Source organism: Pseudomonas sp. IT-P4 (genome assembly GCF_949767755.1).
Lineage (GTDB): Bacteria > Pseudomonadota > Gammaproteobacteria > Pseudomonadales > Pseudomonadaceae > Aquipseudomonas > Aquipseudomonas monachiensis.
Window position 1 is genome coordinate 163,131 of the sequence record NZ_CATKPX010000011.1, and the last position, 16,870, is coordinate 180,000.

The following is a 16,870-nucleotide window of genomic DNA, read 5'->3' on the forward strand; positions in this document are numbered from 1 at the left end:
CTGCCCCGCAAACGGACACGGCACCCGCAGGTGCCGTGTCGATGTGCGTATTACTTGGTATCGCGGTGTTCGAACTCGCCTTCGATCACGTTGGGCTCACGGCCCAGCGGTTCGCGAGGCACCGGGCCGCCACGGGCCTGGAGATCGTCGGCGAACGCTCGCTGACGCAGCGCCTGCTCTTCGGCGCGCTGGCGCATTTTATTGGCCAGCAGGCGACGGCTGAACGGCAACAGCATGAACAGGCCGATCACATCGCTGATGAAACCCGGAAGAATCAGCAGGCCACCGGCCAATGCCAGCATCAGGCCTTCGAGCATGGTCTGGGCCGGCAGTTCGCCGCGGCTCAGGCTTTCACGGGCACGCAGTGCCGTGGCCAGGCCAGCTATACGCAGCACAAACACGCCGAACATCGAGCCGAGAATGATCAGCAGCAGGGCCGGGAAAAACCCGATGGACCCTGCCACCTTGACGAATACGAACAGCTCCAACACCGGGAACAGCAGAAAGAGCAACAAAAAAGGGCGCATCAAATGGTTCCTCAACGCAAGAATGCCTTGCCAGTTCACCTTAGATGACGTCGCCGTTTCGTGAATTCAAGCGTCGGCCACTTCATTTTTCGGCCAATGATCGGCGTGGGCCAGAGAAACCAAGGCTTCGCGAACTTGTGTCGGCGTATTACAAGGCGCTTGAAACGGCAACCAGTACAGACTTTGACCGATACGCAGGTGCATGCCTTCGGTATCGATACCGACCATTTGCGCCGGCACGTTTTTCGGCAGCCCGGCCAGATCGACGTAATGGGCGATGGCCTTGGCGTGATCGGCGTTCATGTGCTCGACCATGCTCACTTCGGCCTTGCCGGCGAACGGGTTGGCCAGGGTCAGCTCGTTGACCCAATGAATCGCGCCAAAACCGCCGATGTATCGGTGGCGTACAGGCTCGAGCACCCAGAAATCGAAATCGTGGGCCTTGTGATAACCCTGCGACTCCGGGAAGTAGCGGTAGTAACGCTCGGAAGCAGCCTCGATGGCGGCTTCGTCTTCGAGTTGATGCGCCTCGGCCAGGTAAGTCAGTCGACCAACGGCCTGGACATCTTCGGCGCCACGTTCGCCGACAAAGAGTGAGCATTTCCGATCTTTTTGCAGGTTATGCGTGTGCTGGGCGATACGGCTGATCAGGATCAGCGGCCGGCCCTGCTCGTCCAGGCAGTAAGGAACCACGGAGCCAAACGGAAAACCGGGCATCGACTTGGAGTGCGTCGAGAGCACCCCACGGTATTCCTTGAGGAGCAATTCTCGTGCATGCTTAGCCGCTTCAACGCTCAATTTATGACTCCTTAAATAGAATCCGTCAGAAAAACGGACGAGCTGCTGGTGAAAGTCCCAGCACGCCATCGGGGCAGTTCTCATGTGCAGCCGGGCCACGTCAGGCGCAGATCGAGAGGCTCTCTACAAGGAAAACACTCAGACCTGCTACCGGGGCATGCGAATGCAACTCACTGACAAAGTAATCATTATCACTGGCGGTTGCCAGGGTTTAGGCCGCTCCATGGCCGAGTATTTCGCAGGCCTGGGCGCGAAACTCGCGCTGGTGGACCTGAACCAGGAAAAACTCGACGACGCGGTCGCGGCCTGCAAGGCCCAGGGTGTCGAGGCCCGCGCCTACCTGTGCAACGTGGCCAACGAAGAGCAAGTGACCCACATGGTTGCCCGGGTCGCTGAAGACTTTGGCGCGATCCATGGCTTGATCAACAACGCCGGGATCCTGCGCGATGGCCTGTTGCTCAAGGTCAAGGATGGCGAAATGACCAAGATGAGCCTGGCCCAGTGGCAGGCCGTCATCGACGTCAACCTGACCGGCGTGTTTCTGTGCACCCGTGAAGTCGCGGCGAAAATGGTCGAGCTGAACAACAGCGGCGCGATCATCAATATCTCGTCGATTTCCCGCGCCGGCAACGTCGGTCAGACCAACTACTCCGCCGCCAAGGCCGGTGTCGCTGCGGCAACCGTGACCTGGGCCAAGGAACTGGCACGCTACGGAATTCGCGTCGCCGGCATTGCACCGGGCTTCATCGAAACCGAAATGACCCTGGGCATGAAGCCTGAAGCGCTGGAGAAGATGACTGCCGGGATCCCGCTCAAACGCATGGGCAAGCCTGAAGAAATCGCCCATTCGGCGGCTTACATCTTCGAGAACGACTATTACACCGGTCGGATTCTGGAGATGGATGGCGGGTTGCGGATCTAAAGCAAGATCAAAAGATCGCAGCCTGCGGCAGCTCCTACATGGGATTGATGTTCACCCTGTAGGAGCTGCCGCAGGCTGCGATCTTTCAACAGGCGACCGGAATCAATCGTCGCTGACGCTGATATTCGGCATCGCCGGCGTCAAAGCTTCCTGCAACACGATCCGCGCCCCCACATGGCGGGCCAGTTCCTGGTAAACCATCGCAATCTGGCTGTCAGGCTCGGCGATCACCGTTGGCTTGCCGCTATCGGCCTGCTCGCGGATGACCATCGACAGCGGCAGCGAAGCCAGCAACTCGACGCCATACTGGTTGGCCAGTTTCACACCTCCGCCCTCACCGAACAGATGCTCGGCATGTCCGCAGTTGGAGCAGATGTGCACGGCCATGTTCTCCACCACGCCCAGCACCGGAATGTTGACCTTGCGGAACATTTCCACACCCTTGCGCGCGTCCAGCAATGCCAGGTCCTGCGGGGTGGTCACGATGACCGCGCCGGCCACCGGCACTTTCTGCGCCAGGGTCAGCTGGATGTCACCGGTGCCAGGCGGCATGTCGATGACCAGGTAATCCAGGTCCCCCCACGCGGTCTGGGTCACCAGTTGCAGCAAGGCGCCGGAGACCATCGGCCCGCGCCAGACCATCGGCGTGTTGTCATCGGTGAGGAAGGCCATGGACATCACTTCGACGCCATGGGACTTGAGCGGCACGAACCACTTCTGGTCCTTCACTTCAGGGCGGGTGCGCTCGGGGATGCCGAACATGATGCCCTGGCTCGGGCCGTAGATGTCTGCATCGAGAATCCCGACCTTGGCGCCTTCGCGGGCCAGGGCCAGGGCCAGGTTGGCCGCCGTGGTGGATTTACCCACGCCGCCCTTGCCGGACGCCACGGCCACCACGTTTTTTACGTTCGCCAGGCCCGGAATCTGCGCCTGAGCCTTGTGCGCAGCGATCACACTGGTGATTTCAACCTTGGCACTGGCCACGCCATCCAGACCCTGAATGGCCATTTCCAGCATCTGCGCCCAGCCACTCTTGAACAGCCCGGCGGCATAACCCAGTTCAAGCTGAACGCTGACGCGCTCGCCCTGGATCTCGATGTTGCGCACGCACCCGGCGCTGACCGGGTCCTGGTTCAGGTAAGGGTCGGTGTATTGGCGAAGGACGGCTTCCACCGCTGCGCGATTGACGGCGCTCATGGGCAACTCCGAAAACAGGACTGGAAAGATGATGGGTATCGTACCTGTTCTAAGCGTTCGGCGGGATGTTGAACCTTCACCTGTTACTCATCCAATGAAACAGGCTCACAGGGTGAAAAATATGCGCCGGCGCTTTATAGTGGCCGACCTCCGTTTCATCAAGTAGCCGAGCCCCATGTCCGAGCCACGCAAGATCCTCGTCACCAGCGCCCTGCCCTATGCCAATGGTTCGATCCACCTTGGCCATATGCTGGAATACATCCAGACCGATATGTGGGTGCGCTTCCAGAAGCACCGCGGCAATCAATGCATTTATGTCTGTGCTGACGACGCCCACGGATCGGCGATCATGCTGCGCGCGGAAAAGGAAGGCATCACCCCGGAACAGCTGATCGCCAACGTCCAGGCTGAACACAGCGCCGACTTTGCCGATTTCCTGGTGGACTTCGACAACTTCCACTCCACTCACGCCGAAGAAAACCGTGAGCTGTCGAGCCAGATCTACCTGAAGCTGCGTGACGCCGGGCATATCGCCACGCGTTCGATCACCCAGTACTTCGACCCGGAAAAGAAAATGTTCCTGGCCGACCGCTTCATCAAGGGCACCTGCCCGAAATGCGGCACCGAAGACCAGTACGGCGACAACTGCGAAAAATGCGGCGCGACCTACGCACCCACCGACCTGAAGGATCCGAAGTCGGCGATCTCCGGCGCCACCCCGGTGCTCAAGGATTCCCAGCACTTCTTCTTCAAACTGCCAGACTTCCAGCAAATGCTGCAAACCTGGACCCGCAGCGGCACCCTGCAGGACGCCGTGGCCAACAAGATCGCCGAATGGCTGGATGCCGGCCTGCAACAGTGGGACATCTCCCGCGATGCGCCGTACTTCGGTTTTGAAATCCCCGACGAGCCGGGCAAATACTTCTACGTGTGGCTGGATGCGCCGATCGGTTATATGGCCAGCTTCAAGAACCTGTGCAACCGCACGCCGGAGCTGGACTTCGACGCGTTCTGGGGCAAGGACTCCACCGCCGAGCTGTACCACTTCATCGGCAAGGACATCGTCAACTTCCACGCCCTGTTCTGGCCAGCCATGCTCGAAGGCGCGGGCTACCGCAAGCCAACCGGGATCAACGTGCACGGCTACCTGACCGTCAACGGCCAGAAGATGTCCAAGTCCCGCGGCACTTTCATCAAGGCCCGGACCTACCTGGACCACCTGTCGCCGGAATATCTGCGTTATTACTATGCGGCCAAGCTGGGCCGTGGCGTCGACGACCTGGACCTGAACCTCGAAGACTTCGTGCAGAAGGTCAACTCCGACCTCGTGGGCAAGGTCGTCAACATCGCCAGCCGTTGTGCCGGCTTCATCAACAAGGGCAATGCCGGCGTGATGGTCGACACCAACGCCGCGCCCGAGCTGACCGAAGCCTTCCTGGCCGCCGCGCCAGGCATCGCCGACGCCTATGAAGCCCGCGACTTCGCCCGCGCCATGCGCGAGATCATGGGCCTGGCCGACCGCGCCAACGCCTGGATCGCCGACAAGGCGCCGTGGTCGCTGAACAAACAGGAAGGCAAACAGGATGAAGTCCAGGCCATCTGCGCCACCGGCGTCAACCTGTTCCGTCAACTGGTGATCTTCCTCAAGCCAGTGCTGCCGCTGCTGGCCGCTGATGCCGAGGCGTTCCTCAACGTCGCGCCGCTGACCTGGAACGACCACGCGACCTTGCTCGGCAATCACCAGCTGAACGAGTTCAAGCCGTTGATGACCCGTATCGACCCGGTCAAGGTGCAAGCCATGACCGACGCCTCGAAAGAAGACCTGACTGCCAGCCAGACCGACACCGGCGAAGCCGCGCCTGCCGGCAACGGCGAGTTGGCCAAGGATCCGCTGTCGCCGGAAATCGAATTCGACACCTTTGCCGCCGTCGACCTGCGTGTCGCCCTGATCGTCAAGGCCGAACACGTGGAAGGCGCCGACAAGCTGCTGCGCCTGACCCTGGACATCGGTGACGAGCAACGCAACGTGTTCTCCGGGATCAAGAGTGCTTATCCGGACCCGTCCAAGCTCGATGGTCGACTGACCATGATGATTGCCAACCTCAAGCCACGGAAAATGAAGTTCGGTATCTCCGAAGGCATGGTGATGGCGGCCGGCCCTGGCGGTGAAGAGATCTACCTGCTCAGCCCTGACAGCGGCGCCAAGCCGGGCCAGCGCATCAAGTAAGGTCTGCGGCAAATCGATCCCACAGTCGTGCCTGGCGCGGCTGTGGGATTTTCATGTCTGGCCCATACTGTCTCTCAGGTCTGGCTTCATTTTGTAGGAGCTGCCGCAGGCTGCGATCTTGGCTTTTTTAAGAGCAAAGTCAAAAGATCGCAGCCTGCGGCAGCTCCTACAGAGTTATCCAGCATCGGATATGGACGATCATGACCGAAACACTGCTTACGCTTATCAGCGCCGCCCTGATCAACAACATCGTGTTGCACTGGCCGTTGGCCGTCGATCCGCTGCTGGCCGGCCAGCGCCGTCAGGTCCATGCCCTGGGCATTGCGACGACCTGCCTGATGCTGGTCGTGGGCATGCTCGGCTATGCGTTCTTTCAATGGCTGCTGGTGCCACTGCAATTGACGTCGCTGCGTCTGTTTGTGTTTCTGCCATTGAGCGTGCTGCTGATCAGCCCGTTGCTGAAGTTGTTGGCCCGGGTGTTTTCGACATTGCCGTTCGAAGGCCTCTGGCCGTTACTGCTGGGCAATGCCGGCGTGCTCGGCGTGGCCTTGCTCAACGCTCAGCAAGACAAGGGTTTCTTTCACGCCACAGCCTTGAGCCTCGGTGCAGGGCTGGGCTTCTGGCTGGTGTTGAGCCTGTTCACTGATTTGCGTGAACGCACGGCCGACAACGATGTTCCCCTGCCCTTTCGCGGCTTGCCGATCGACCTGATCGGTGCCGGCCTGATCGCAGTGGCTTTTCTCGGATTCAGTGGACTGATCAAAACATGAGTCTGATTCAAATCATCGACGCTCTCTTGCCGCAAACCCAGTGCGGCAAGTGCGGCCACCCCGGGTGCAAACCGTACGCCGAAGGCATCGCCAATGGCGAGCCGATCAACAAGTGCCCGCCCGGCGGCAACGAAACCATCGCGGCCCTGGCCGATTTGCTGAAGGTGCCGGTGCTGGAGCTGGATGTCAGCCGTGGCTCGGCCCCGGCGCAGATCGCCTATATCCGCGAGGCCGAGTGCATTGGTTGCACCAAGTGCATCCAGGCCTGCCCGGTCGATGCCATCGTCGGCGCGGCCAAACTGATGCACACGGTGATCATCGATGAGTGCACCGGTTGCGACCTCTGTGTGGCACCGTGCCCGGTGGACTGCATCGAAATGCGCCCGTTGCTGCCGAACACGGTACTGCCCGTTGTCGGGGGCCTGGCCCTCACACCACAGGCGCGGCAGGCCCGCACTATCAAGCGCGACCACGCACGGCGCCGCTTCGAACAACGCAATGCTCGCCTGCTGCGTGAGGAACAACAGAAAGTCGCCGAGCGCCAGGCAAGGCAGCGAGCCGTGCAACCTGCCGAGACGAAAGCCGACCCGGTGCAGGCGGCCCTCGAACGCGTCCGCGCACAGAAAACCGCCAATGCCGATGGCGAACTGAAAAAGGCCAGGATCGATGTTGCGATGAGTCGGGCGCAGTTGCACAAATCGCTGAAGGCCTTTGGGCACCCGCCAACCTTCGAACAGCAATCGCAGTTGATTGCCCTGCAACAGCAGTTCGAAGCCGCCGAGAAAAACCTCGCGCACCTGGAAAGTGTCGCCCCATCGGCCCCTGCACCGACGGTCGCAGCTGTGTCGTCAAGTGATGCCGATCTGAAACGGGCCAAGATCCAGTTGGCCATGCGCCGCGCCGAACTCAAGAAGGCTCAGGCCAACGAGGCACCGGCGGAGCAAATCGAAGCCCTGGAGTGCGCACTCGGTGAAGCCGAACGCCTGGTGGACGCCCATGCCAGCCCTTGACGTGGTGGATGATCGCCTGCAACAGGCGATGAAACTGGTGCTGTTGGCCACGCTGCCGGGAATGCTGGCGGCGTTCTGGCTGTATGGCTGGGGCGTGTTGATCAATCTGGTTCTGGCGGCCACTGCTGCGTTGGCCGTCGAGGCCGCTGTCATGCATTTGCGCCAGCGACCGCCGGGGCCAACCTTGAGTGACGGTAGCGCGCTGGTCAGTGCCGCACTGCTGGCTCTGGCGCTGCCACCTTACTGCCCATGGTGGCTGACCCTCAGTGCCGCCGCTTTTGCGATGGTATTCGGCAAGCACTTGTATGGCGGCGTCGGCTCGAATCCCTTCAACCCGGCGATGCTCGGTTTGGCTCTGGTTCTGGTGACCTTTCCCTACCCAATGACCCTTTGGCCATCGCCCCATGGCATGGATCTACCGAGCGGCTTGCAACACGTGTTCGGCATCGGCCAAATGCCGGATGCGTGGGTGCAGGCCACCGCACTGGACAGTCTGCGGATCAACAAAAGCCTGACCATTGATGAACTGTTTGCCGGCAACCCGGCATTCGGCCACTTTGGCGGCCGGGGGGTGGAATGGGTGAACCTGGCCTTTGTGGCGGGTGGAATGTTTCTCCTGCAACGAAAGGTGATCAGTTGGCATGCACCGGTTGGCATGCTGGCCAGCCTGTTCATCATCAGCCTGCTGTGCTGGAACGGTTCGGGCTCCGACTCCCATGGCTCGCCATTGTTTCACCTGCTGAGTGGCGCGACCATGCTGGGGGCGTTCTTTATCATCACCGAACCGGTGTCCGGCCCCAGAAGCCCTGGCGCGAAATTGCTGTTCGGCGTCGGCGTCGGGCTCCTGACTTATCTGATTCGTACCTGGGGTGGTTATCCGGACGGCATCGCCTTCGCGGTGCTGTTGATGAACCTGTGCGTGCCGGCGCTGGAGCGGTTCGTAGCAGCCAGGCAACAGCCGGAGGCGCCATGAACCGAACATCAAGCATCGCACTTGTGGTGCTTTTGGCCGCATTGGGCCTCGGCATGACCTACTTCGTGCAACTCGGCAGCGCGCAGCGCATTAAAGCCGAACAGCGCCTGATCGACAGCGGTCATCTGCTGGACCTGATCGCGCCGGACAGCTACGACAATCAACCACTCGAACACCCCATAACGATTGAAGCAACCCCACTGACCAACAGCACCTTGCTCGGTGGTTATCTGGCAACCCGGGGCGATCAACCCGTCGCGGTGTTGCTGCGCAGTCAAACCCCTGGCTACGCCGGTGCCATCGACCTGTTGATCGCTGTCGACGCCAACGGCAGGTTGCTGGGTGTCAAAACCCTCAAACAGTTGGAAACACCAGGGCTGGGGGCAAAGATCGCCGACTGGCCCAATGCCTGGCTCCGGGTTTTTTCCGGCAAGTCTCGAACAGAACCCGGTGACAGCGGTTGGGCGCTGAAAAAGGATCAAGGGCAGTTCGATCAGATCGCAGGCGCGACCATCACCTCAAGAGCGGTGATCAATGCCATCCACGATGCCTTGCGCTACTTCGATGAACACCGGCAACAACTGCTCGGAATCCCTGCCCATGGATAGCTCCTCGACTCTGCGTAACGCCTTGATGCTGACACCGCTGATCGGCGCCACCCACTCGCTGATGGCCGCACTTGGCCTATGCCTGATGTTCATGGTGGTGACCGAGTTGTTCAGCCTGGCCATGGGCGTCCTGCGATCCCGACTGGTCCCGGCGACCTGCTTGCTGGCCAGCATCCTGTTGGCGGCCACGCTCACCAGTTGCGCGGAACTCATGGCACAAGTCTGGTCGCTGCAATGGCAGCAGCATCTGGGGTTTTATGGCGCCCTGATCGCCTTGCAATGCGTCGTACTGGAACACACCGGGTTCTTTCAGAACGGTTGGCGCCAACGCCTGCGACTCAATGGCCTGTTTGCCACGTTGATGATCGCGTTGGGCCTGCTGCGCGAACTCATCGGCAACGGAGCACTTGGAAACCCTCTATCGTGGCTGTCCGGCGCAACACAAACTGACTGGCAAGGCTGGGTACTGATGGCTGACGGTGGCCTGCGCCTGGCCACCCTGGTCCCTGGCGGGTTCATCCTGCTCGGGCTGCTGATCGCCGCCTGGCAGGCCTGGCGCCCCACGCCCACACACTGATTGCCTTCGAGGAAACGTACTACCCATGAATGCCGCAAAACGTCTGGAAATCTTCCGCAGACTGCACGAGGACAACCCGGAACCAAAGACCGAGCTGGCCTATTCCTCACCCTTCGAATTGCTGATCGCCGTGATTCTCTCGGCGCAGTCGACCGATGTGGGCGTCAACAAGGCCACGGCCAGGCTGTTCCCGGTCGCCAATACCCCGGCAGCGATCCATGCCCTGGGTGTCGAAGGGCTCTCGGAGTACATCAAGACCATCGGGCTGTACAACAGCAAAGCGAAAAACGTGATCGAAACCTGCCGCTTGCTGGTCGAACGTCACGCCGGTGAAGTGCCACAAACCCGCGAAGAGCTGGAGGCACTGCCCGGCGTCGGCCGCAAGACCGCCAATGTGGTACTCAATACGGCATTCCGTCAGCTGACCATGGCCGTCGACACGCATATTTTCAGGGTCAGCAACCGGACGGGTATTGCTCCCGGCAAGAATGTGGTGGAAGTCGAGAAAAAACTGATGAAATTCGTGCCCAGGGAGTACCTGCTCGACTCCCATCACTGGCTGATTCTTCACGGCCGCTATGTCTGCCTGGCCCGCAAGCCCCGATGCGGAAGCTGCCGGATCGAGGACTTGTGCGAATACAAGCACAAAACCTCCGACGATTGAGGCGCTATTAGGTTTATTGAATTGTCGATTGAAAAAATCTTTTTTACCCGCCGGGAGATTGTCGATATAAGGAGCGCCAAAGGCCTTCTTAGCCTGGAGCAACTAAATGAGTACTGGCAAAGAGCAATTGGACGTAGAAGACGATTTCACCACCGCCGAAACCGATGACGCCGAGCCGGTGGTTGAAGTGGCGAAAACTAATCTGAGTAAACGCCGCACCATCGACAACCTGCTGGAGGAGCGCCGACTGCAAAAGCAATTGGCCGATTACGATTTTGATTTATGACACCTGAAAGCCTCCCGAAACGGAGGCTTTTTTTCTAAGTGCCATACCCCGGTAGGCGCCCCTTGTCGCGCAATTATGTCATCACACCAGACCATTGCGTTGTGCCAGCTCGATCAGATCGACCAGAGACCGCGCATTGAGCTTGAGCAACAGGCGGGTCTTGTAAGTACTGACTGTTTTATTGCTGAGAAACATTCCATCGGCAATCTCTTTATTGGTCTTTCCTCGGGCCAACTGTTGCAGGACCATCATTTCCCGCCCCGACAACCGATCAACCATATCGGCCTCACTGGCATTCCCCAAACTGCAACGCACGGTATGCAAGGCTTGATTAGGAAAGTAACTGTAACCTGACAACACGGCCTTTATTGCACTGAGCAACTCCGTGAGATCTTGTTGCTTGCAGACGTAACCGGCTGCACCGGACTGCATGCAACGCATCGAAAAATGTCCCGGTGCCTGGGAAGTCAAGATCAGCACTTTCATCGGCATTGAGGCCGAAGACAAACGCGCGATGACTTCCAATCCGTCCAGCTTCGGAATCCCGATATCCAGAATGACAATGTCCGGCATAAGTTCACGGGCTAGTTGCAGTGCGTCCACACCATTATCGGTTTCTGCAATAACTTCGTAGCCATGACGCTCCATTAGCATACGTACCGCAAGACGAATGACGGGGTGATCATCCACGATCAGCACTTTATTCATGGGCAAGTCCAATTTTCGCTGTTCGAATTTTTAGAGCCCGCACAATAGCCTAGTCGTTTCACCCATGGCATGTCGCCCCTCCCGGCCACCCACACCAAGAGACATACCCTACAAACAACACGGATTTCTCCTACAAAAACCCCTCGAACGGAATGAATTGAAAACTGTATCAGCGTCAGTGTGTCGCACTTTCCAGCAGCCACCCCTGTCGATTTACGACCAAAATTTTCCGAGTACCAGCTTGATCGGCCGCGCCCTGAAAAACACTAGCCTCTACCTCTCCGTCAAAACGTAACTGATATTTACGTATTCAACACTCACACCGGAAATATCACACACCCAGCATCCATTTACTCTTACAGCAAATAATATTTTTTGAGCAATCATTAAAACATGCCAAAAACTCAAGAACCCTAAGAGCAATACAGCAAACAAATAATAACCCACCAAAAAACAGCAGACACTAAAAAACATTACAATAACCACTACATCAAACCAACCTCATAAACCACTCGAGAACAGACAATCCGACATGAGTACAAAACATGATAAACAAACGAGTCACCAACCCAATGACAATTATCGCGATATTCGCAGCGCTATCTGAAACTTCGGCAGCCGTCTCTCTACCCTTCCTTGATCAGGAGGAAAGAGAACTCTACGTCTGGTTCCTGATCAGCTTTCCGTTCTATTTAATTTTACTTTTTTTCGCGACACTCAACTTCAACTATAAATCACTTTATGCGCCTTCCGATTTTGAAAAGGGCAAGCACTTCATGAAGGTCATGGATGATGTTGGGCGTTCGGAAAAGAAAGCCTCCGCAAAGCCATCTGAAAACCCCGCACTGGAGACGTCAACAAATGACTGCCAGTCAACCCGAACGCCCTGTGGCGCACAGGACCCGCCAACCGGGATCGGTCTGCAAACCACCGTATCCGTCCAGCATCACCTTCAGCTGCCGGAACAGGTAAAAGACCTGTACATCGTCGATGTACGCTGGATGAACAGAGAGGTCGAGTTTGGAGCGCTGCTGGAAAAAATCCAGAGGCCACGGGAAAAGGCGGCGTATGTGATTGTGTTTGTCACTTGTGCCGTTTCGGAGAAATTACTGAAAGCCGGTGCGCATGAACATTCAAGGCAGGCCAGCAAGCGCAGTGACGCCTTTTATGTGGCCTACAATCCAGACTCGCACAGGCTGTCGGTCATTGATCAGGCCGAGCAACCGGCGAACAACAACGTTTAGTACAGGTCAGGCCATTGAGCAGGAGAAAAACAGGAAATCATCATCGGATACGAAAACACCCGACAACGCAGTAACTGGCGTCACACCCCGTTTTCAGGTACCTGACCTCGTCGAGGACGAGGCCAGGTAACCATCACGATTTCAAAGGTCTCAGAACAGCTTCCGGCCTTTGTTCGCCGCAATGCGCATGCGCAGGGCGTTGAGCTTGATGAAGCCCGCTGCATCCGCCTGGTTGTACGCGCCGCCATCTTCTTCGAAGGTCGCGATATTAGCGTCGAACAGCGAGTCGTCGGACTTGCGGCCAGTGACGATCACATTACCCTTGTACAGCTTCAGGCGCACAACGCCGTTCACGTTGACCTGGGACGCATCGATCATCTGTTGCAGCATCAGACGCTCAGGGCTCCACCAGTAGCCGGTGTAGATCAGGCTGGCGTACTTGGGCATCAGCTCGTCTTTGAGGTGAGCCACTTCGCGGTCCAGGGTGATCGATTCGATCGCACGGTGGGCACGCAGCATGATGGTACCGCCAGGGGTTTCGTAGCAACCACGGGACTTCATGCCCACGTAGCGGTTCTCGACGATGTCGAGACGGCCGATACCGTGCTCACCACCGATACGGTTCAGGGTCGCCAGCACGGTGGCCGGAGTCATTTCGACGCCGTCCAGCGCGACGATGTCGCCGTTGCGGTAGGTCAGTTCCAGGTACTGCGGCTTGTCTGGAGCGTTTTCCGGAGAAACGGTCCAACGCCACATGTCTTCTTCGTGCTCGGTCCAGGTGTCTTCCAGCACGCCGCCCTCATAGGAGATGTGCAGCAGGTTGGCATCCATGGAGTAAGGGGACTTCTTCTTGCCGTGGCGCTCGATCGGGATCGCGTGCTTATCGGCATAGTCCATCAGCTTTTCACGGGACAGCAGGTCCCATTCGCGCCACGGAGCGATCACTTTCACACCTGGCTTCAAGGCGTACGCACCGAGTTCGAAACGAACCTGGTCGTTACCCTTGCCGGTGGCGCCATGGGAAATGGCGTCTGCACCGGTTTCGTTGGCGATTTCGATCAGGCGCTTGGCGATCAGCGGACGAGCGATGGAAGTACCCAGCAGGTACTCGCCTTCGTAAACGGTGTTGGCGCGGAACATCGGGAAAACGAAATCGCGCACGAACTCTTCGCGCAAGTCGTCGATGTAGATCTCTTTGACGCCCATGGCCTGAGCCTTGGCGCGTGCAGGTTCGACCTCTTCGCCCTGCCCCAGGTCAGCGGTGAAGGTCACCACTTCACAGTTATAAGTATCCTGCAGCCACTTGAGGATCACCGAAGTGTCCAGGCCGCCGGAATACGCCAGAACGACCTTGTTTACGTCCGCCATGCCATCACTCCACGGGGTTCTACGGAAAGCCGGGAAGTCTACCGCTCATGCAGAATAAATTACAGTGGCGCGACAGCTTATGACGACGAAGCGACAGATTATGTCGAGAGGGCGACGATGACCAAAGAGTCAGGAAGTTGCCGATGTGGCCGCTTTCGTCGCTTGCGGGGCGACTTGTTCCACTGGTGCTCCGCGCTCCAGGCGTACCGCTACTCGACGGTTCTTCGCACGGTTGATGTTGTTGGTGTTAGGCGCCACCGGATAACGCTCGCCATGGAAACGCAGGGTGATTTGCGACTCCTGGATGCCGTTGGCCTTGAAGAACTCCATCACTGCCAGGGCTCGGCGCCGCGACAGGTCGCGGTTGGTCAGGCGGTTGCCGCTGTTGTCGGAGTGCCCGTCGAGTTCAATGTGATTGACCGTCGGATCGGCCTTCATGTACTCCAGCATCACCTGCAGTTTGGCTTTTGCGGTGCTGTCGAGTTCGATTCCGCCGCCGGGGAAGCCGATTTCGGATTGCTTCACCTGTTCGAAATTCTGTGGCAACAGTTTCGCCACACAACCCTGGTAGTCGGCAAACGCTTGGGTGAACCTGACCGGTAACAAGCGTACTTCCGACACCCGCCCATCCCCCGAAGAATGTCGAACCACCGGGCTGCGACCGTCCATCAGGCCACTGATCAGACGCCCGGCCTGAACCTGTGAGCTGTTGAACAATACGTTGCCACTGCCGATTCTCACCGTGCCCAGGTTGATATCGTCACGACCCGGCTGCCACGGCGCGGCAGCGGCCAGCAAGGTCGCCGAACCACCGCCGATCATCGGGTTGTAGGCTTTCAGACGAAACGTCGCCTGCTCGCCGGCACGACGCACGAACTCGCCAGAGCCGAAGTCGGTAACCGGCTGAGTCAGGCGGCATTCGAACTTGTCGCCTTCGACCGTCCACTCAATGTTCTCCAGACGTGTCTGGAAAGTGAGCGCCATCGCCGGAAGGCTGGCAAACACACTGAGCAAGGCTAAATAACGCTGGCGCACGGGAGGCTCCACTGGTTTCTACAACAAAAAGACCGACACACACATGTTTACGGCATACCTGTTGGATATCGGAAGCTTCCTGCAAAACTTGATAGCGAGTGCCTGCAAGAGTCTTTTCCGGTAGCATTCCCTTGAGTTTGACCCGCCTGGAATCCCCTCATGTCCGACCGCCTGACCCTGCTGCGTCCCGACGACTGGCATATTCATCTTCGCGATGGTGCCGTGTTGACCAATACCGTCGCGGATGTCGCGCGCACCTTTGGCCGCGCCATCATCATGCCCAACCTGGTTCCACCGGTGCGCAATGCGGCCGAAGCCGACGGCTATCGCCAGCGGATTCTCGCTGCCCGCCCGGCCGGCAGCCTGTTCGAGCCACTGATGGTCCTGTACCTGACCGACCGCACCCAGCCCGAAGAAATTCGCGAGGCCAAGGCCAGCGGATTCATTCACGCCGCCAAGTTGTACCCGGCCGGCGCGACCACCAACTCGGATTCTGGCGTCACCAGCATCGACAAGATCTTCCCTGCACTCGAGGCCATGGCCGAAGTCGGGATGCCGCTGTTGATCCACGGTGAGGTCACCCGGGGCGATGTCGACGTGTTCGACCGCGAAAAAATCTTCATCGACGAGCACATGCGTCGCGTGGTCGAGCGTTTCCCGGCCCTCAAAGTGGTCTTCGAACACATCACCACCGCCGATGCCGTGCAGTTCGTCAACTCGGCTTCGGCCAACGTGGGCGCGACCATTACCGCGCATCACCTGTTGTACAACCGCAACCACATGCTGGTGGGTGGGATCCGGCCGCACTTCTATTGCCTGCCGATCCTCAAGCGCAATACCCACCAGGAAGCCCTGCTCGACGCGGCCACCAGCGGCAGCGAGAAGTTCTTCCTCGGCACCGACTCGGCCCCCCACGCCCAGCACGCCAAGGAAGCGGCCTGCGGTTGCGCCGGTTGCTACACCGCCTATGCGGCCATCGAGATGTATGCCGAAGCCTTCGAACAGCGCAATGCGCTGGACAAGCTCGAGGCCTTTGCCAGCCTCAATGGCCCTCGGTTCTATGGCCTGCCGGCCAACACCGATCGCATCACCCTGGTCCGCGAAGAGTGGACCGCCCCGACCAGCCTGCCATTTGGCGAGCTGACCGTTATCCCGCTGCGCGCCGGTGAAAAACTGCGCTGGCGCCTGCTGGAGGAACACGCGTGAGTGAAGACCATTTCGACGACGAACTGGAAGGCAATGGCGGCGGAGGCGGCCCGCGTCATCCAATGGCGGCCAGGTTCCGTGGTTACCTGCCGGTAGTCGTCGACGTAGAAACCGGTGGCTTCAATTCGGCCACCGACGCCCTGCTGGAGATCGCCGCGACCACCATCGCCATGGATGAAAAGGGTTTTGTTTACCCCGATCACACCTACTTCTTCCGTGTCGAGCCGTTCGAAGGCGCGAACATCGAAGCGGCGGCCCTGGAGTTCACCGGGATCAAGCTTGATCACCCGCTGCGCATGGCCGTGAGTGAAGAGTCTGCCCTGAACGATATCTTCCGCGGCGTGCGCAAGGCCCTCAAGGCCAATGGCTGCAAACGGGCGATCCTGGTCGGACATAACAGCAGCTTCGACCTGGGCTTCCTCAATGCGGCGGTTGCGCGGCTGGACATGAAGCGCAATCCATTCCATCCGTTCTCCAGTTTCGATACCGCAACGCTCGCCGGCCTCGCTTACGGCCAGACCGTGCTGGCCAAGGCTTGCCAGGCAGCAGACATCGACTTCGACGGTCGCGAGGCTCACTCGGCTCGCTATGACACCGAGAAGACGGCAGAGCTGTTCTGCGGCATCGTCAATCGCTGGAAACAGATGGGTGGCTGGGAAGACTTCGACGATTGATGTGTTGCAGGAGCGAGCTTGCTCGCTCCTGCACAGTCCCGGCGTTATCCCGCCCATAAAAAAAACCGGCCTCGAT

At 58.9% G+C, this 16,870-nt stretch carries 17 protein-coding genes and 1 pseudogene; 12 read left to right on the plus strand and 6 right to left on the minus strand.

What is annotated here, in order from left to right; genetic code table 11:
* Positions 1-50 precede the first annotated feature (50 nt).
* Entirely contained in the window at positions 51-527 is a 477-nt protein-coding gene (locus tag ACM6IT_RS00805; RefSeq protein ID WP_056726129.1) for an FxsA family protein, read from the minus strand.
* A 66-nt stretch (positions 528-593) separates the two neighbouring features.
* A complete protein-coding gene (locus tag ACM6IT_RS00810) occupies positions 594-1,325 on the minus strand; it encodes a HugZ family protein (RefSeq protein WP_414917268.1) in 732 nt (243 codons plus the stop codon).
* Positions 1,326-1,488: 163 nt separating this feature from the next.
* Here ACM6IT_RS00810 and ACM6IT_RS00815 point away from each other — a divergent pair, with 163 nt between their 5' ends.
* Positions 1,489-2,247 carry an SDR family oxidoreductase gene (locus ACM6IT_RS00815; protein WP_223541833.1) on the plus strand — a complete coding sequence of 253 codons (759 nt, stop codon included), beginning with the start codon at positions 1,489-1,491 and terminating at the stop codon, positions 2,245-2,247.
* Positions 2,248-2,349: 102 nt separating this feature from the next.
* On the opposite strand, the gene apbC is transcribed toward ACM6IT_RS00815, so the two are convergent.
* Positions 2,350-3,444, minus strand: a complete 1,095-nt coding sequence (gene apbC, locus ACM6IT_RS00820; protein WP_056726132.1) for an iron-sulfur cluster carrier protein ApbC — start codon at positions 3,442-3,444, stop codon at positions 2,350-2,352.
* 175 nt (positions 3,445-3,619) lie between these two features.
* On the opposite strand from apbC, the gene metG reads away from it, so the two are divergent.
* From metG to ACM6IT_RS00860, 8 genes and pseudogenes are all read left to right on the plus strand, one after another.
* Positions 3,620-5,671 (plus strand): methionine--tRNA ligase, encoded by a 2,052-nt coding sequence (metG, locus tag ACM6IT_RS00825; protein WP_056726133.1) that lies wholly within the window; start codon positions 3,620-3,622, stop codon positions 5,669-5,671.
* 200 nt (positions 5,672-5,871) lie between these two features.
* Positions 5,872-6,441, plus strand: coding sequence for an electron transport complex protein RnfA (locus tag ACM6IT_RS00830; RefSeq protein ID WP_414914611.1), 570 nt, complete (start codon positions 5,872-5,874; stop codon positions 6,439-6,441).
* 17 nt (positions 6,442-6,458) lie between these two features.
* A pseudogene (rsxB, locus tag ACM6IT_RS00835) lies at positions 6,459-6,830 on the plus strand (electron transport complex subunit RsxB); the annotation flags it as partial.
* A 607-nt stretch (positions 6,831-7,437) separates the two neighbouring features.
* Positions 7,438-8,424, plus strand: coding sequence for an RnfABCDGE type electron transport complex subunit D (locus ACM6IT_RS00840; RefSeq protein WP_223541836.1), 987 nt, complete (start codon positions 7,438-7,440; stop codon positions 8,422-8,424).
* The gene (locus ACM6IT_RS00845) at positions 8,421-9,032 is read left to right on the plus strand and encodes an RnfABCDGE type electron transport complex subunit G (protein ID WP_414914609.1); all 612 of its coding nucleotides are present in this window, start codon (positions 8,421-8,423) and stop codon (positions 9,030-9,032) included. The genes ACM6IT_RS00840 and ACM6IT_RS00845 overlap by 4 nt, the downstream gene beginning before the upstream one ends.
* Positions 9,025-9,609 carry an Rnf-Nqr domain containing protein gene (locus ACM6IT_RS00850; RefSeq protein ID WP_414917269.1) on the plus strand — a complete coding sequence of 195 codons (585 nt, stop codon included), beginning with the start codon at positions 9,025-9,027 and terminating at the stop codon, positions 9,607-9,609. Before ACM6IT_RS00845 ends, ACM6IT_RS00850 begins: the two co-directional genes overlap by 8 nt.
* A 25-nt stretch (positions 9,610-9,634) precedes the next feature.
* Positions 9,635-10,273 carry an endonuclease III gene (nth, locus tag ACM6IT_RS00855; protein ID WP_008053529.1) on the plus strand — a complete coding sequence of 213 codons (639 nt, stop codon included), beginning with the start codon at positions 9,635-9,637 and terminating at the stop codon, positions 10,271-10,273.
* Between the two features lie 106 nt (positions 10,274-10,379).
* Positions 10,380-10,559, plus strand: a complete 180-nt coding sequence (locus ACM6IT_RS00860; RefSeq protein WP_007972325.1) for a PA3496 family putative envelope integrity protein — start codon at positions 10,380-10,382, stop codon at positions 10,557-10,559.
* Positions 10,560-10,640: 81 nt separating this feature from the next.
* On the opposite strand, the gene ACM6IT_RS00865 is transcribed toward ACM6IT_RS00860, so the two are convergent.
* Positions 10,641-11,267, minus strand: a complete 627-nt coding sequence (locus ACM6IT_RS00865; RefSeq protein ID WP_056726139.1) for a response regulator transcription factor — start codon at positions 11,265-11,267, stop codon at positions 10,641-10,643.
* A 545-nt stretch (positions 11,268-11,812) separates the two neighbouring features.
* Here ACM6IT_RS00865 and ACM6IT_RS00870 point away from each other — a divergent pair.
* Positions 11,813-12,511 carry a hypothetical protein gene (locus tag ACM6IT_RS00870; RefSeq protein ID WP_223541838.1) on the plus strand — a complete coding sequence of 233 codons (699 nt, stop codon included), beginning with the start codon at positions 11,813-11,815 and terminating at the stop codon, positions 12,509-12,511.
* Between the two features lie 150 nt (positions 12,512-12,661).
* Here ACM6IT_RS00870 and ACM6IT_RS00875 read toward each other — a convergent pair whose 3' ends face one another.
* Positions 12,662-13,879, minus strand: a complete 1,218-nt coding sequence (locus tag ACM6IT_RS00875) for an argininosuccinate synthase (protein WP_007985864.1) — start codon at positions 13,877-13,879, stop codon at positions 12,662-12,664.
* Positions 13,880-14,008: 129 nt separating this feature from the next.
* Positions 14,009-14,914 carry a flagellar protein MotY gene (locus ACM6IT_RS00880; protein ID WP_409078396.1) on the minus strand — a complete coding sequence of 302 codons (906 nt, stop codon included), beginning with the start codon at positions 14,912-14,914 and terminating at the stop codon, positions 14,009-14,011.
* Between the two features lie 159 nt (positions 14,915-15,073).
* Here ACM6IT_RS00880 and pyrC point away from each other — a divergent pair, with 159 nt between their 5' ends.
* Both pyrC and rnt read left to right on the plus strand, forming a co-directional pair.
* On the plus strand, positions 15,074-16,120 hold the full coding sequence (pyrC, locus tag ACM6IT_RS00885; RefSeq protein ID WP_056726142.1) for a dihydroorotase: 1,047 nt from the start codon (positions 15,074-15,076) through the stop codon (positions 16,118-16,120).
* Positions 16,117-16,794, plus strand: coding sequence for a ribonuclease T (gene rnt / locus ACM6IT_RS00890; RefSeq protein ID WP_046043606.1), 678 nt, complete (start codon positions 16,117-16,119; stop codon positions 16,792-16,794). Before pyrC ends, rnt begins: the two co-directional genes overlap by 4 nt.
* Positions 16,795-16,870 lie beyond the last annotated feature (76 nt).

Bases quoted from the DNA above. Each gene is read 5' to 3' on its own strand.
- ACM6IT_RS00805 (WP_056726129.1), bottom strand. From the start codon at position 527: ATGCGCCCTTTTTTGTTGCTCTTTCTGCTGTTCCCGGTGTTGGAGCTG.
- ACM6IT_RS00860 (WP_007972325.1), top strand. From the start codon at position 10,380: ATGAGTACTGGCAAAGAGCAATTGGACGTAGAAGACGATTTCACCACC.
- ACM6IT_RS00845 (WP_414914609.1), top strand. From the start codon at position 8,421: ATGAACCGAACATCAAGCATCGCACTTGTGGTGCTTTTGGCCGCATTG.
- ACM6IT_RS00870 (WP_223541838.1), top strand. From the start codon at position 11,813: ATGATAAACAAACGAGTCACCAACCCAATGACAATTATCGCGATATTC.
- ACM6IT_RS00840 (WP_223541836.1), top strand. From the start codon at position 7,438: ATGCCAGCCCTTGACGTGGTGGATGATCGCCTGCAACAGGCGATGAAA.
- ACM6IT_RS00815 (WP_223541833.1), top strand. From the start codon at position 1,489: ATGCAACTCACTGACAAAGTAATCATTATCACTGGCGGTTGCCAGGGT.
- nth (WP_008053529.1), top strand. From the start codon at position 9,635: ATGAATGCCGCAAAACGTCTGGAAATCTTCCGCAGACTGCACGAGGAC.
- ACM6IT_RS00830 (WP_414914611.1), top strand. From the start codon at position 5,872: ATGACCGAAACACTGCTTACGCTTATCAGCGCCGCCCTGATCAACAAC.
- ACM6IT_RS00865 (WP_056726139.1), bottom strand. From the start codon at position 11,267: ATGAATAAAGTGCTGATCGTGGATGATCACCCCGTCATTCGTCTTGCG.
- metG (WP_056726133.1), top strand. From the start codon at position 3,620: ATGTCCGAGCCACGCAAGATCCTCGTCACCAGCGCCCTGCCCTATGCC.
- apbC (WP_056726132.1), bottom strand. From the start codon at position 3,444: ATGAGCGCCGTCAATCGCGCAGCGGTGGAAGCCGTCCTTCGCCAATAC.
- ACM6IT_RS00875 (WP_007985864.1), bottom strand. From the start codon at position 13,879: ATGGCGGACGTAAACAAGGTCGTTCTGGCGTATTCCGGCGGCCTGGAC.
- ACM6IT_RS00850 (WP_414917269.1), top strand. From the start codon at position 9,025: ATGGATAGCTCCTCGACTCTGCGTAACGCCTTGATGCTGACACCGCTG.
- pyrC (WP_056726142.1), top strand. From the start codon at position 15,074: ATGTCCGACCGCCTGACCCTGCTGCGTCCCGACGACTGGCATATTCAT.